The sequence below is a fragment of the Wylensekiella montiformis genome, from assembly GCF_009697385.1.
GTDB lineage: Bacteria > Bacillota > Negativicutes > Selenomonadales > Selenomonadaceae > Selenomonas_A > Selenomonas_A montiformis.
On sequence record NZ_VUNL01000001.1, the window covers coordinates 275,557 to 289,789 of the forward strand.

Genomic DNA, 14,233 nt, shown 5'->3' on the forward strand with positions numbered 1-14,233 from the left:
TCACAGCTCCTTCCTTCTGCCCCGCTTCAAAACGACGTTCTGGCTTCCAGCCCGACAATGTAGCTTCCGCCTTCGCGCTCCAACGTCAGTCCCAGCCTGTCATTGACATCATACTGAACTCCATAACGGTTCACGTTGGCCGCTCCCAGACTGCGGGTATATTTTATCATCACTTTATCCGAAATATATTTTCCCATCCGGACATTAAAATCATATTGGTTCGTGTCATTTTCTTCCGTATGACGATCGAATGCCGAGCCGCTGCCACGGGAAATCGTAAACTGATCGAGGAACAGGACATTGCGCATGACGTCCTCCACCTCGGACAGAAAACTCATCTGCAAGCCGACGGCCAGCAGATCCCCGGCATTCATGGTGTTTTTGCCGGCCTTATAGGCATTGCGCAAGGTCAGCATCTGAATGATCTGGGTCTGGCTCATCTCCGGACTCGAAGTCAGCCGAAGCTCCATATTCCCCAGCGGCCCTCTGGCCGACAAGAAAATCTTGGCCTGTGTCAGGCGCGTATCTGCAGAGAAATCAATGCTCGGCAGGAACGAACCCACCTGATCAAAGTTCGCCGTCCCTTCACGAATTTTAAATTCCGTTTTAAGATAATTGATCGTACCGCCACGCTTGACGTGCAGGCTGCCCGACATTTTGGGGTGGCTGACCAGTCCGCCTGCATGAAAGTTCCCGGTCAGATAAAGGTCATACAGATAAGCACTGTAAAAGTGAACCTTGTCGCCGACATTGACCTGCACATCCATCATAGCTTCCGGAAGGCTGCTCTCTCCATCCGGAATCGACGGCACAGAAACCAGGCAGTCCCGGAAATCGATCTGCCCGGAAAGCTTCGGCATGTGGTGCCCGAAGAAATCCGTGTCGGAGACATGGAGCTCCGCGGTCAGCGGGCCGCGGAAAAAGCTGCTCTGCACATCCAGACGATCCGCCGAAAAATCAAACGCATAATGTCCCGGCGCGATTCCATCCATCTGGAGCGATCCCGTCAGCGAATAAGTGCCATTGCCCATTTTACCAGAAAAATTCTGAACTGTCATCTTATCCCCGGCGAAGAGCATCCTGAGATTCATGTTCGTAACCGGCTTTTCCAGTTCCTTGATTTTGACGGCTCCATCCGTGATCCCGAGCGTCCCGTCGATCAGGGGATGGGCCAGCGTCCCGCGAATCTTCAAGGTACCGGTTGTCGGCCCCACCGCCCAGTCAACATGATCGGAAAGAGCCGGCAGAAGCGACAGATCGGCCTGATCCAGCGCCACCGTCATGCGGATCTGCTCGATATCATCGAGCTGCTCATCCGCACTGGCCCCGAGCGCCCGATAAGGCATAACCCCTTTCGCGCTCGCGTGATATTCCCTGCCGCCCACCGTTTTGCGGACATCCACAGAATCCACGGTCACCATACCGTTTTTCAGGTGCAGGCTGCCGTCCAGCCGATCGAAGGTCGACCCGCGGACGCCTCCATCTCTTCCGGCAATCACAACATCAGCGGACGGATTCGATACCGTGCCGCCAAATACTGCCTGTACATCGGCGGTGCCGACAACCTCCGCATTCATTCCTGCCGTCCGGGCAAACATGCCCAACGCCAGATCCGTTGCCTGAAGGCGCGCATCGACCGGGCCGCCATTCAGCCCCGCCGTTCCGGATGCCTCAAACAGGCCGCGTTCTCCCTGAGCCCCCGACATTTTATTGATGAACAAAATGTGATTCATCAAGCGGAGATCCAATTGTACATCGTGAACATCATATCCGCCGACGGTTCCCTTTTTGAGTTCTCCCTGCATGCCGATCGTTGGATTGTCCCATGTGCCGCTGATTTCCGCGCCGCTGTCCAGCCGCCCCTGCACCAGCTCGCTTTTCTGATTCAGCAGCGCCGCCAGGGCATTTACATCGGCGTTTTGCACCACCACATTGCCTGACAGAGCCTTGGTCTCCGTGTTGACCGAGGCGATGACGTCAAAGCTGCCGCCGTTCTGCTCAAAGCCAAAACGGTCCAGCACAGCTACACCGTTTTGATACTCCACCTGCCCGTGCAGATTCGTAATATCCTGTCCGTTCATGGTCAGCGAAGGAGCATCGAGCACGCCGTGAAATTCCGGCGCACCGATATTTCCGCTGATCACGCCGTGGAATGTGCCATGACCGCTCACCTCATAGGGCAGCTTATGCTCAATGCGCTTGAGGTCAATATCCCGGACCGCAACCTCCAGATTGAGGCGCTTCTCCCGGTCAATCGTTCCATTGAGCACCATATCCGTCATCGGTGAATAGGTATGAAAATCCTGAAGGCGCACTACGCCGTTTTCCAGAAAATAATCTCCGTCCATACCGGAAAGCAATACCCCGCGATAACTGCCGCGGTAAAAATGAATATAGCCGACACCTTTGGGGTTGTCCAGCGTCCCCGTAAATTTGATGATATTATCCACATTGCCTGTGATCGGCTGATCCGGGGCAATCAGAGCCGCAATATCCTCCATGCGGGCTCCCATCGTATCGATCTGCAGATTGACACGGCGATCCCCTGTAAAGCCGACCGTTCCAGCGACCCGCCAGACTTCCCTGCCGCCGCACTCCATCAGGAAATCATCGATGCCGACGCCGTCAAGGCTGCCGCTGGCCGCCAGTTTCAGACTGTCAAAAGGCTGCTTAAACAAGGTTCCCTTCAAACCGGAAAATTTGATATCCACCTGCGGATTGGAGGCCTCGCCATGAACCGTGCCTTTAAAGTCGCCGATCCCCGTGACATCAGCGTCCGGAATCCACTGCGACAAAAGAGACAGATCAAAATGCGCGCCATAGTAAGCAAGATCCAGAACCGGATGCGTCATCACAGAGGAAATCGTCCCCTCGATTCCGAGACGGCTTCTGCCCGGCAGGTTCATGCTCAAAAAGTCCAAAACAAGGTTATCGTCCGCCAGATAAAAGGACGTACTGAGGCTTTCCACCGGCACAGAGCGATATGCTCCGTCCGAAAGGGAAAGGCTGCCGTATACCTGCAGCTCATCCCGTCCGGTTCCGACGCCGCTCAGTCCGATATCCGCCGCCGCCCTGCCGCTAAGATTGGAAAGCTCCGGCACGTAATCCGCCGCCTGAGACAGGTCGATGCCCGATGCCTTGATATGAGCCGTATAGGCAAGAGACGAAGCGGCCACGGCTGCCTCGCCGTCTACCGTCCCGCCGCATATACCGGCATGCAGCTTCTGCACAAATACATTGCCGTCCTGATAGCGCACCTGCGCCGAAGCGGAACGGACCGGCACACCGCAGAAAGCGCCGTCTCCGACGCGGACCGTCCCTGTCACCGCCGGGTCGCTGCACGGTCCCGTCAGCTTCGCATCAAAAGCAGCCGCTCCCTGCCAAGGAATATTCTTCAAAATCATCCCCGGATCAAACGAATCAGAAGAGACCTCAAGATCCAAATACGGCTCTCCTGTATCCAGATAAAGCCGGCCATGCGCTCCGGCCCGCTGTCCGGCACATTCCGCCGTAAGAGACAGCAGCGCCTCCTGATCGGTAAATGAGATATGACCGTCTATCGATGAGACCTCCATATCGCGCACCCGGATTCTGCCGTCATGAAAATCCGTTTCACCGCTAAATGACAAACGGCTTCCATCGCGCAGAAAATGCACCGATACATCAGAAAGGCTGCCGCCTTCCGGAACGATCTGCTCCGGCAGGACTCCATCGGGAAGAAGCGGCAGATACGTTTGAATATCCAGCGCGTCAGCCTGCACGCTGAGAATCTGGCGGCTGCTGTCCAGGGTTCCGGAAACCGTCAGATTCGTCCCCTGAGTCCCTGCCGAAGCCTGCAGCTTCATCACCGGATAGTCCGAAAAGTCCAATGACCCGTTCACATCGTCAAGCTGCAAGTTTTTTCCCTGCGCAGACGCTGCGACACTGCCATTTTCCACACGAACCAGACCATGAAACTCCTGCCCGCCGTTCTGGTCCGTCATCAGATCCTGCACATTCCAGCTGCCGTCCGGGCGCTGAACAACCGATGCGGCCACATCAGACAGCACCACTTCCTTTACCGCATCAGACGGCTGAGAAAACACAGAAAACAGGCGGAAGCTCACCCGGGCTTTTTCCGCCCGGGCAATACACTCCGCCTGCCTGTCATATACAGCCAAATGATGAATTTCAATGTCGTGAAGCGATTGTACCTGAATATCGCCGATATCTACCGGGACGCCGAGAGCTTCACTCGCCACAGAAGCCGCCGTACGGCCTGCCGTTTCCATAAAGGAACGGGTCTGCACATAGTACCAGCACCCTGCCGCACCAAGCACCACCGCACTCAGGACAACTGCCAGTAGAACTGAAATTTTCCGCCTCATCGCAAACTCCTCAGAATCCTCCGTCCCTGGCACAAATCCTTTTCTGCTTTTATCCGATGCTAAAAGGCGCCAAGACTTCCGCCTCTGCAGGCGGGAGATAAACGCCCCTAAAGTCCTCGATAAATCTTACTTTATTTTGCCATCTCCGCTGCCACAGAGCCGGATTCCGCCGGTTTTTCCACAGCGGTCCTCTCTTCCGTATTCTGCGTGCTCTCCTGCTTCACTGCAGTTCCTTTTTCCTCTGTCGCAGCCTTCTTGCCAGTCTTTACAGCCTTCGCAGCCCGGCGCGCTTCGCGATCTGCCTGCTTATCTGCCGCCGCTTCTTTTTTGGACGCATCCTTTGCTTCCTTCGGCAGCTCCAGCAGCGCATCATCATGAAGCCGGGCATCCTTACGGACCTTGTTCAGCTCGTTGCCCGCCTGACGCGATTCCTTGTATTTGACCACATCGATATCTACCGGAAGGCCCATTGCCTGATCCAGCGACGCCTTGCTCGTATTGTAATTATACAGGGACGTATAATAATTCGTACGCGCCGCCGTCAGCTTTTCCTCCGCATCCATGACATCAAGGTTCGTACCGACGCCGGCCTGATAGCGCACCTGCGCAATTTTGTAATCTTCTTCCGCCTGCGCCACTGCTGTATTGGTGGTCCGGATATTCTTCTCCGCCGCCTGCAGATTTAAAAACGCCGTACGGACGTCAAGCTGTATGGACTCGTCCTTCTGACGCGATGCTTCCTGTGCCCGAAACAGAGCGGACTCCGCGGCATGAACATTTGCCACCGTCACACCGTTGTCGAAAATATTCCAGGTCGCCGTTACACCGGCCGAAGTAGAATCGCTGCTGGTATGATTCCGCTCAAACGGCTCTTCTCCCGCAAAGGCACGGGATACAGCGGCATTGACCGTCGGATACCGGCCTGCCTTGGCGGCATTGACGCCGGCTTCTGCCTCCTTCACAGCGTAATAAGCCGCCGCGCCGTCGGCGCGATTGGCCAGAGCATACTTCGTGCAGTCATCGAGCGTGAGATCATAATGCGTGTATTTCAGCTGGTCACGAATATCGAGCACCGCATCCGTCGGCAGGCCGATGATATTGTTCAACGTGGAAATCGCAACATCATAGCTGTTCTGAGCGGATACCAGCGACTGCTGGGCATTGGCCAGCTGGACCTGTGAAGCCAAAACATCCGATCTGGCCACCGTGCCGACCCTGTACTGGGCGTTGACGTTGTCCAGATGCTCCTGAAGCGCATCAACGGCCTTTTGCTGGACATCGATAAGATTGCGGCACTGAAGGATCTGATAATAACCGGCCGTTGCCTGATAGCGAACCGCCTGCTTCGTATTTTCCAGCGTCACATCCGCAGAGTTGATCCCATATCCGGCCTGATCGATAGCCGCCCGCAGCGAACCGTTGTAAAGCGGCATCCCCACGGAAAACGTATTCGAAAACGCCGAATCATACGCGGGCGTACCGTACAGACGATGCGCCGCCTGGGCTTCTTCCAGCGACTTTCCGTTGATGGCCATCCCCGATGCGCTCCAGGAAAGCGACGGTCCCATCTGGCGGCGATAAGCCGAGAGATTCCATTTTGCAGAATCCACGCCAGCCAGCGCGGACTTGATGTTCCGGTTGTTCTCCAGCGCCATCTGAACGCTGTCCTTCAGATCGATATGAACCACATCGGCAGCAAACGCTGTCCCCGAAACCATCATAGCGGTCAGGCCGCTTGCAACCAAAGCCGTCAGTTTTTTATAAAAGCGCGTATTCGTTTTCAAGATTTTATCCTCCCTCGCATCTTATCCTGCAATCTGCAGCCGGCCCGGCTTTTCGCCGCCGACAAGCGCCAGATCGATTCACTCCAGTCCGTCAGAAGGACTGCCTGATTCCCACATAGGCCGCGCGGCGGCCGCTGTCATTGACATGATTCCACTGCCCCATCAGCCATGTGTCTCCGGCGCCCAGACGGTACTGCGTCCGCAGGCGCAGATCCGGGTCATCCAGATCATACGTATCAGCAGACACCCGGAACCGGCTGCCGGCCAATACATCCAGCCCGATTCCCGGCTCTCCGTAAATCAATCCGGCCCTGGCGCCAAAACGGCCAAACGATGAGCCGATCTGAGCATTTCCTTTGTCCTCACCGCCGATATCATCCACACCGAACTGCATAAACTTCTCATTGCCCAGATCAAAATTCAAATTAAAGTTTGTACTCCAATCATGATTCATGCCGCTGTACAACACATCCGTATCGGCAGATACCTTGATTCTGCCGAGCTTTTGTTTCAGATCATCCGCGCGATCCGTCAGTTTCCGGGCATTTTGGATAACCGCTTTGGTATCTTCAATGGTCCTCTCGTCACCGGCCACTTTCGCAACGCCCTCGCTGATAACCCGGATCTTCCGACTGGCTTCCGTAATATTATCCAGCGTGATCTTCAGATTTTCTGCCGTCTGCGGGTCGGCGCCCACCGAAGCCAGATTCGTCATCATCGCTTCGACAGCGCCAGCCGTGCGATTCAGGCTTGCCGTCATCATATTGAGATTCGTCATCATCTGACTGACATTGCCTTTGTTTTCCTGCGCCATCGCCTCAAAAGCCGCCATCATGCCATTGGTATGCGCCGTCGCATCCCGCAGATTCACAGCCAGCTGAACCACCGAAGTCTGGAATTTCGGATTGCCAAAAATCTGATTCATGCCCGCCATGAGCTCCTGGGCCTGTCCGACCACAGTATTCAGCCCGGCAAAAAGCGAATCCATACCGGCCTCGTCCTGCCCGATAAGATAATCTCCATTCTCAGCCCAGCCTTGGGAACTGTCTGCCGGCAGTATGTTCACGAACTTTTCGCCCATGACGCCGGACGATCCGATCGTCACCTGAGAGCCCTTGGGGATCTTTGCGCCGCTTTGAATCGAGAGCGTCACGGTAACGCCCCGGCCGTCATTTTTGATTTCTTTCACCTTGCCGACCGGCACGCCCGACAGCCGCACCGTCGACTGCGGTTCTACCCCGATGACCTGACTGAAACCGGCATAAAGCGTATATCCCTTATCCCCGCCCAGCTTAAATCCGCTGAGCATAATGACGACTCCGGCCAGCAGCGCCAGCCCTGCCAATGTGAATGCGCCCACCTTTGCTTCTGTTGTCATGCCGGCTCTTCCCCCTTTACCGTACGCAGCGTATGGAAAAATGCCTGTATTCTGGCATCCTTGCTTTCACGAAAATGTTCTGCGGTATCCACCGCGATGAGCTCTCCGTCATAAATCATGGCGATGCGGTCCGCAATCCGGCAGGCACTGGCCATGTCGTGCGTAACGACGACGGATGTTACCTTCAACGTCTCCTGCATCTGAATGATCAGTTCATCGATCTTCTCCGTCATGATGGGATCCAGCCCGGAACTCGGCTCATCATAAAAGATGATCTCCGGCTCAAAGGCAATGGCCCGGGCCAGACTCACCCGCTTCTTCATTCCGCCGGAAAGCTCGTTTGGCATCCGGTCGGTCACCTTCTCCAGCCCTACCAGACGCAGCTTATCTTCGACAATCTGCCGGATATCTGCTTCGTCCAGACTGGTATGCTCCCTGAGTCCAAAGGCAACATTATCCCCGACCGTCATAGAGTCGAACAGGGCCGAATATTGAAAAACCATCCCCATATGCAGGCGAACCTGATCCAGTTCTTTCTCACTGAGACGCGATATCTCCGTGTCACCGATCCATATCTCGCCTGATGTCGGACGGATCAGCCCGACCAGCAGCCGCAGCAGGGTGCTTTTGCCCGACCCGGAGCCGCCGATAATCGCCAGCGTCTCTCCGTCTTTAATTGTCAAATTGATATGGCGCAGCGCTTCTTTCCTGTCAAAGCACTTGCATACATCGATCAGCCGGATCATATTGCCTCACAACATACAGGATACAGATGAACCATCCATTAAATATCCATTAATACAGGATAAAAGTCAGGACCGCATTCAGGATAAAGATGACAATAATGGAAGAAACCACCGTTCGCGTCGTGGCCTTTCCCACACCCTCTGCTCCATCCGGACTGTGCAGCCCGTAATAACAGCCCAGCACCGCGATCACATTGCCAAAAAAAACGGCCTTGATCACACCGCCGGTCAGATCAAACACATCGACAAACGTATGAATCGAATTCATATAAAGATAGGAACTGATCCCCGAATAATAAACTGCCACGACCCAGCCGCCGAGTACGCCGATAACATCGCCGAATACGGTGAGGATCGGCACGACGATCATGCAGGCCAGCATGCGCGGAACGATCAGATAGTTAACCGGATTCACTGCCATAACACGCAGCGCGTCAATCTGCTCCGTAACCTTCATCGTGGAAATCTCCGCCGTAATGGCCGACCCGACGCGTCCGGCGCAGACCACCGCGACAAGAACCGGCCCAAGCTCGCGCCCGATAGCCACGGATATGATGCCGCCGATTGTCCCCTGCGCACCAAAGCGGATCAGAATATCCGCCGTCTGCAGCGTAAAAACCACACCGGTAAACAACAGCGTCAGGCTCACGATGAGCAGGGAATCCACACCCAAATGCGACATCTGAGTCAGAATGTGATGCACGCGCGGCTTATGTCCCAGCTCACGCATCGTCTCGCGGTAAAGAAGAACAATCGTGCCGAACTCCTCAAAGCGCCGCAGTACAAACGCACCTATCTTTTCCAACGCGCGAATCAGCATGACATTCCCCCTCTCCCATGCACAGACTCTACCACTCGATTGTAACAGTTCCTGAGCAATTAGTAAATATAAGTTTACTATTTTGAACGAGAAATTTCAACTTTTTTTCTGCCGGATTTCCCGATATAATAAAGGCAAACGCAATCATAAATCCGGAGGTATTTTCCATGAACGACAAAATCTATGCCGTGCGGATCGGCCGGTCCTGCGGCATCTTCACCACATGGGAAGAATGCAAAAAGCAGGTGGACGGCGTCCCGGCCGCCAGCTACAAGAGTTTTCGCGATATACGGGAGGCCCTGAGCTGGCTGAACGGGGGAAGCCGGACGATGTCATCGCCATCCGGCGGAAAAACGCCCAGACGCCCCATCCGCCGGAAGCAGTCTGCCCCGCCGGAAGCCCCGGCGCCACATCCGGATTTCGTCATGTACACGGACGGTTCCTGCCTCCGCAACCCCGACGGGCCCGGCGGCTGGGCAGCCGTCATCACGGACCAGCATACCGGCGAGGTCACGGAACTCCACGGTGGCCATCCGAGCACGACGAACAACCGCATGGAACTTTCCGCCGCCATCGCGGCCCTCTCCTTCCCCGGCCATCCGGCAAATATCGCGCTTTATACCGACAGCCAGTACCTGAAAAACAGCTTCACGCGCCATTGGATCACAAGCTGGAAAAAGCGCGGCTGGAAAAAAGCAGACGGAACCCCTGTACTCAATCAGGATCTCTGGCTGCAGCTCGACGCGCTCTACGGCAAGCATCAGGTCACATTCCACTGGGTCAGGGGCCATGTCGGAATCGATCTCAACGAGCGCTGCGACCAGCTGGCAAAAAGCGAAGCCATGCGCTTTATGCGGAAAAGCTGAGACCGCGGCACGACCCGGACTTCAATGCCACCGCTCGAACAGGCTGTGGCGTACACCGAGCTGATCGCATATCTTTCCGACCATCATATCCACCAGATCATCCAGCGTTTGCGGGCGATGATAAAACCCCGGACTTGCCGGAATAATCCTTGCGCCGGCCTGTGCCAGCTTCAGCAGATTTTCCAGATGAATGGCATGCATCGGCGTTTCCCGCGGCACTAGAAGAAGCGGATGATTTTCCTTGAGCGTTACGTCCGCCGCCCTCGTGAGCAGATTATCCGATATGCCGTGCGCAATACATCCTGCCGTTTTCATCGAACAGGGGACAATCACCATGGCATCCGTCAGAAAAGAACCGCTTGCAATCGCCGCGCCAGTATCATCGTTATTGTAAAGAACATCCACACGGCGCTGCATCTCCTGCCGGTCCACGCCGCATTCATGCGATAAAACCTGCCAGCCGCTGTCTGTGACCACCGCATGAATTTCATGCCCCGCCTTCCGCAGGACCTCAATAAGGCGCAGCGCATAAATGCTTCCGCTCGCCCCCGTGATCCCCGTGACAATTTTCATAAAGACACCGCCTCCCTTTCGCGAAAAAGAGCCTCCCGGACGGGAGGCTCTTTTGTTTTCTCATTCCGGTTTCCGGATGATCTCGACGCCGCCCATATACGGCACGAGAACCTTCGGGACGACCACACTGCCGTCCTCCTGCTGATAATTTTCCAGAATCGCGGCGACCGTACGGCCGACGGCAAGTCCGGATCCATTGAGCGTATGAACAAACTCCGGCTTGCTCCCCGCGTCGCGGCGGAACTTGATATTTGCGCGACGCGCCTGATAATCCGTGCAGTTCGAACAGGACGAAATCTCACGATACTTATTCTGCGCAGGGAACCAGACCTCGATGTCATACGTCGTAGCCGACGTAAAACTCATATCTCCGGTGCAAAGCTTGACCACATGATACGGTATCTCCAGCAGCCGCAGGACATCTTCCGCATTATCCACCATCTTATCCAGTTCTTCCCAGCTTGTCTCCGGCGTGCAGAATTTAATCATCTCAACCTTATTGAACTGATGCTGGCGGATCAGCCCGCGCGTATCGCGTCCGGCGCTGCCCGCCTCCGCACGGAAGCAGGCCGTATAGCAGCTGAAATACTGCGGCAGTTTGCTGCCATCGAGGATCTCATCCCGGTAATAATTCGTCGTCGGCACCTCCGCCGTCGGCACCAGATAATAGTCCATGCCTTCCAGCTTGAACATATCCTCTGCAAATTTCGGCAGCTGTCCCGTGCCGGTCATGCTGTCCTTATTGGCAATGTACGGAGCCAGCATCTCCGTATAGCCATGCTTATTGGCATGCAGATCCATCATAAAGTTAATGCAGGCGCGTTCCAGACGGGCGCCGAGTCCCTTATAGAACGTAAAGCGCGCGCCGGTCACCTTGGCGGCACGATCCGCGTCGAGGATATCCAGATCCGAACCGATATCCCAATGCGCCTTTGGTTCGAACGAAAAAGCGCGCGGCGTCCCCCATTTACGGACTTCCGGATTCTCCGTATCGTCCTTGCCGATCGGAACATCCTCACGCGGCATATTCGGAATATGGAGCAGTATATCGCGCAGCTTCGCTTCCGTGTCCCGGAGCTCCTTGTCGAGAGCGGATATCTTCTGTCCGACTTCGCGCATTTCCCGAATGCGCTCCTCCGCATTTTCCTTATTCTTCTTCATGACGCTGATTTCCTTGGAAACCGCGTTGCGCTGGCTCTTAAGCGTTTCCGTTTCCTGCAGAAGGCTGCGGCGCTTCTGTTCCAGCTCCGTGAAATCATCCAGATTCAGTGGATTACAGCGGTTTTTAAGCATCTGACGAACCTCATCGAGATGCTCGCGGACAAATTTGATGTCTAACACAATTCTCACTCTCCATATCTCAGCACAATCTCTCGGGATCATGCAGTCTGTCATCCTGATAACTTTACATCTTTATATTATATCTGTGCGGGAAAACCCTGTCAAACGGAAAGGACGGCATCGAACCGTTCAGATACGAACTTCAAAGTGATCCTCATCCTCCCGCTTCAAAGGCCGTTTCACCTGTGGTTTCGGCTTTTCCTCCGGCGGCATGGCCACCAGCTGATTCCGATACTGCCGTGCGGCATGGCGCGGTACAGCAGCTGCCGGCGCCGTTTCCCGCTGCGGATAGCCCGCCGCTTTCCAACGAGCCCTTGCCTCTTTTCGTTCCTGTCTTATCCTTTTTCGATCCTGCTCATCCAGCCGGCTCAGTACCTCATCCGGCGTAAGCCCCCGCAGATCAGGAAGATCCTCCTCTTCCGCAGCCGGCTGCAGAGCCTCCCGCAAGTCGGCGGCTGTCAGACGGATGCCCCGCCCGTTCTTTCTGCGCAACAAAAACATCCGGAACAATACAAAAGCTGCCGCAAAAACAACCGCCAGCGCGGCGCCCCAGTAAACGGCTCCATGAACCGGCGATGTCCCGGCCGGTATCGTCTCAGCAGCGGTCTGCTGCTCCTGAGAAAAAGCGTCCCCGCCGGCTCCCGGCGCCGGCTGCTGTCCTGCCCTGCTGTCAGCCTTTGCACCCGCCTCTGCGGCTGGTTTGCTGTCACCGCTGGCCGCCTGCTGCGGCGTCTCATTCTCTTCCTTCGTCAGCGGACCATCCCCGCGCGCCACAGCCTGACGCGCCTGCATCTCCTGCCGCTGCGCATCGGAATGATACCCGCTCTGCGGCACGGTCGATTCCGTCGCACTTCCCGCACCGCCAAGCGTTACTTTCGGCACCGTCGGCGGCACGGGCGCTGCCGGTGCTGAAGGCGCTGCAACCGCCATACGATTTCCTCCTTCCAGTCCGGGCAGCCTCCGCTGGCTGCCCGCTCTTGCGACATAAATTCTATTCGACACACATCGGCCATTTCCTTCTATTCATAACCTGTCCATTCTTATCGTCTTGACAAATATATTGCAATATCGTAATATTGCGATATGGCGATGATTAGTTTGGAGGTTGCCTATCCATGAAAAAAGAATCCGATCCGGCAGAGCTGCAGGCTGTCGCCGATATGCTGAAAGCGATCGCCCATCCTGTCCGTCTCTGCATCGTCCGTGGCCTTTGGCAGAACGGCTGCTGCAACGTCACACACATGCAGCAGTGCCTCGGCGTTCCGCAGTCCACCGTTTCACAGCATCTGGCCCGGCTTCGTCAGGCCGGCATCATCGAAGGCCGGCGCCGAGGGCTGGAAATCTGCTATCAGCTCCGCAGCAAAAAAACGGAAGCCCTGATGGCCTGTCTGTTCTCACCGGCCGTTGAACGAAAGGAGGAACCGCTGTCATGAAAACCGGCAAGCGTTATGCCGTCGTGCAAAAAGCGATCTGTACCGCCTGCGGAAGCTGCGCAGACGTCTGTCCGAACGGCGCAGTCTCCATCCTGCACGGCTGCTTCGCTCAAATCGATATATCGCGCTGCGCCGGCTGCGGCCTTTGCGCCCGCGAATGCCCGGCCGGACTGATCCACATGGAGGAACGCGCATGAAACAACATCACTGGTACCACTATCTCTGGCTTTGGTCCCTTCTGTATTTTTCTCTGGGCTTTGTCCACATCCTGTTCGCCTGGCTCGGCCTCATCAGCTTCATCCTGCCTCTGCTCTTCGCCCTGTTTGACGGAAGCAAAGGCTTCTGCAACCGCTACTGCGACCGCGGACAGCTTTTGCGCGCTCTCGGAAGTCAGGCCGGTCTGTCCCGGCGTCACAATATGCCCTCCTTTTTATACAGCCGTTTCTTCCGGTACGCCTTCATGCTCTTTTTCTTCGCGATGTTCGGCAGTATTCTCTGGACCACCTGGCTTGTCGCCGGCGGCTCCTCCTCCCTGCAAAGCGAAGTCCTGCTCTTTTGGAGCATTCCTCTCCCATGGGTCTGGAATCTCTCCGCTGGCGTTCCGCTCTGGACAGCGCAGTTTGCCTTCGGCCTGTATAGTCTGATGCTGACCTCAGAAATTCTCGCTCTTGCCGCGATGCTTTGGTTCCGTCCGCGCGCATGGTGTACATTTTGTCCGATGGGGACCCTGACACAGGGGATCTGCCGGCTCAAAGCCGCTGCCCCGCACAACGGCACACCCTAACCAACAAGCTTCGTTCCGTCCGGCGCTTTTTTGAACAGAAACTATTTACATATTGACAGACTATGAATAATAGGTTATACTGATACCAATCCATGAGGAACTGACTGAACAGACAGAGGTTCCGAAACAGTCTGCGCACGA

12 protein-coding genes are annotated in these 14,233 nt (G+C 55.7%); 4 read left to right on the plus strand and 8 right to left on the minus strand.

Annotation, left to right across the window (positions count from 1 at the left end):
- Positions 1-26: 26 nt before the first annotated feature.
- The 5 genes from FYJ78_RS01370 to FYJ78_RS01390 all read right to left on the minus strand — a co-directional run bounded on the left by FYJ78_RS01370 (position 27) and on the right by FYJ78_RS01390 (position 9,095).
- The gene (locus tag FYJ78_RS01370; protein ID WP_154619594.1) at positions 27-4,367 is read right to left on the minus strand and encodes a translocation/assembly module TamB domain-containing protein; all 4,341 of its coding nucleotides are present in this window, start codon (positions 4,365-4,367) and stop codon (positions 27-29) included.
- 131 nt (positions 4,368-4,498) lie between these two features.
- Positions 4,499-6,151 (minus strand): TolC family protein, encoded by a 1,653-nt coding sequence (locus FYJ78_RS01375; RefSeq protein ID WP_154619595.1) that lies wholly within the window; start codon positions 6,149-6,151, stop codon positions 4,499-4,501.
- 91 nt (positions 6,152-6,242) lie between these two features.
- Positions 6,243-7,529: an MlaD family protein gene (locus FYJ78_RS01380; protein ID WP_154619596.1), complete on the minus strand. Its 1,287-nt coding sequence runs from the start codon at positions 7,527-7,529 to the stop codon at positions 6,243-6,245.
- A complete protein-coding gene (locus FYJ78_RS01385; protein ID WP_154619597.1) occupies positions 7,526-8,275 on the minus strand; it encodes an ABC transporter ATP-binding protein in 750 nt (249 codons plus the stop codon). Before FYJ78_RS01385 ends, FYJ78_RS01380 begins: the two co-directional genes overlap by 4 nt.
- Before the next feature lie 49 nt (positions 8,276-8,324).
- Positions 8,325-9,095 carry an MlaE family ABC transporter permease gene (locus tag FYJ78_RS01390; protein ID WP_408014405.1) on the minus strand — a complete coding sequence of 257 codons (771 nt, stop codon included), beginning with the start codon at positions 9,093-9,095 and terminating at the stop codon, positions 8,325-8,327.
- A 167-nt stretch (positions 9,096-9,262) separates the two neighbouring features.
- Here FYJ78_RS01390 and rnhA point away from each other — a divergent pair, with 167 nt between their 5' ends.
- Positions 9,263-9,961, plus strand: coding sequence for a ribonuclease HI (rnhA, locus tag FYJ78_RS01395; protein WP_154619598.1), 699 nt, complete (start codon positions 9,263-9,265; stop codon positions 9,959-9,961).
- A gap of 21 nt (positions 9,962-9,982) precedes the next feature.
- Here the strand turns inward: rnhA and FYJ78_RS01400 are convergent, their stop codons facing one another.
- The 3 genes from FYJ78_RS01400 to FYJ78_RS01410 all read right to left on the minus strand — a co-directional run bounded on the left by FYJ78_RS01400 (position 9,983) and on the right by FYJ78_RS01410 (position 12,805).
- A complete protein-coding gene (locus tag FYJ78_RS01400; protein ID WP_154619599.1) occupies positions 9,983-10,534 on the minus strand; it encodes a UbiX family flavin prenyltransferase in 552 nt (183 codons plus the stop codon).
- 60 nt (positions 10,535-10,594) lie between these two features.
- Positions 10,595-11,875 (minus strand): serine--tRNA ligase, encoded by a 1,281-nt coding sequence (gene serS / locus FYJ78_RS01405; protein ID WP_328597601.1) that lies wholly within the window; start codon positions 11,873-11,875, stop codon positions 10,595-10,597.
- Between the two features lie 129 nt (positions 11,876-12,004).
- The gene (locus FYJ78_RS01410) at positions 12,005-12,805 is read right to left on the minus strand and encodes a hypothetical protein (RefSeq protein WP_154619601.1); all 801 of its coding nucleotides are present in this window, start codon (positions 12,803-12,805) and stop codon (positions 12,005-12,007) included.
- Positions 12,806-12,990: 185 nt separating this feature from the next.
- On the opposite strand from FYJ78_RS01410, the gene FYJ78_RS01415 reads away from it, so the two are divergent.
- From FYJ78_RS01415 to FYJ78_RS01425, 3 genes are read left to right on the plus strand one after another with little or no spacing between them, the layout of a single operon-like run.
- Complete coding sequence (locus tag FYJ78_RS01415; protein ID WP_154619602.1) at positions 12,991-13,308, plus strand: ArsR/SmtB family transcription factor; 318 nt, start codon at positions 12,991-12,993, stop codon at positions 13,306-13,308.
- Positions 13,305-13,505 carry a 4Fe-4S dicluster domain-containing protein gene (locus tag FYJ78_RS01420; RefSeq protein ID WP_154619603.1) on the plus strand — a complete coding sequence of 67 codons (201 nt, stop codon included), beginning with the start codon at positions 13,305-13,307 and terminating at the stop codon, positions 13,503-13,505. Before FYJ78_RS01415 ends, FYJ78_RS01420 begins: the two co-directional genes overlap by 4 nt.
- Complete coding sequence (locus FYJ78_RS01425) at positions 13,502-14,092, plus strand: 4Fe-4S binding protein (RefSeq protein ID WP_154619604.1); 591 nt, start codon at positions 13,502-13,504, stop codon at positions 14,090-14,092. Before FYJ78_RS01420 ends, FYJ78_RS01425 begins: the two co-directional genes overlap by 4 nt.
- Positions 14,093-14,233: the final 141 nt, after the last annotated feature.

Coding starts and splice junctions, on each gene's coding strand:
- FYJ78_RS01415 (WP_154619602.1), top strand. CDS start 12,991: ATGAAAAAAGAATCCGATCCGGCAGAGCTGCAGGCTGTCGCCGATATG.
- rnhA (WP_154619598.1), top strand. CDS start 9,263: ATGAACGACAAAATCTATGCCGTGCGGATCGGCCGGTCCTGCGGCATC.
- FYJ78_RS01390 (WP_408014405.1), bottom strand. CDS start 9,095: ATGCTGATTCGCGCGTTGGAAAAGATAGGTGCGTTTGTACTGCGGCGC.
- FYJ78_RS01410 (WP_154619601.1), bottom strand. CDS start 12,805: ATGGCGGTTGCAGCGCCTTCAGCACCGGCAGCGCCCGTGCCGCCGACG.
- FYJ78_RS01385 (WP_154619597.1), bottom strand. CDS start 8,275: ATGATCCGGCTGATCGATGTATGCAAGTGCTTTGACAGGAAAGAAGCG.
- FYJ78_RS01370 (WP_154619594.1), bottom strand. CDS start 4,367: ATGAGGCGGAAAATTTCAGTTCTACTGGCAGTTGTCCTGAGTGCGGTG.
- FYJ78_RS01420 (WP_154619603.1), top strand. CDS start 13,305: ATGAAAACCGGCAAGCGTTATGCCGTCGTGCAAAAAGCGATCTGTACC.
- FYJ78_RS01425 (WP_154619604.1), top strand. CDS start 13,502: ATGAAACAACATCACTGGTACCACTATCTCTGGCTTTGGTCCCTTCTG.
- FYJ78_RS01400 (WP_154619599.1), bottom strand. CDS start 10,534: ATGAAAATTGTCACGGGGATCACGGGGGCGAGCGGAAGCATTTATGCG.
- FYJ78_RS01380 (WP_154619596.1), bottom strand. CDS start 7,529: ATGACAACAGAAGCAAAGGTGGGCGCATTCACATTGGCAGGGCTGGCG.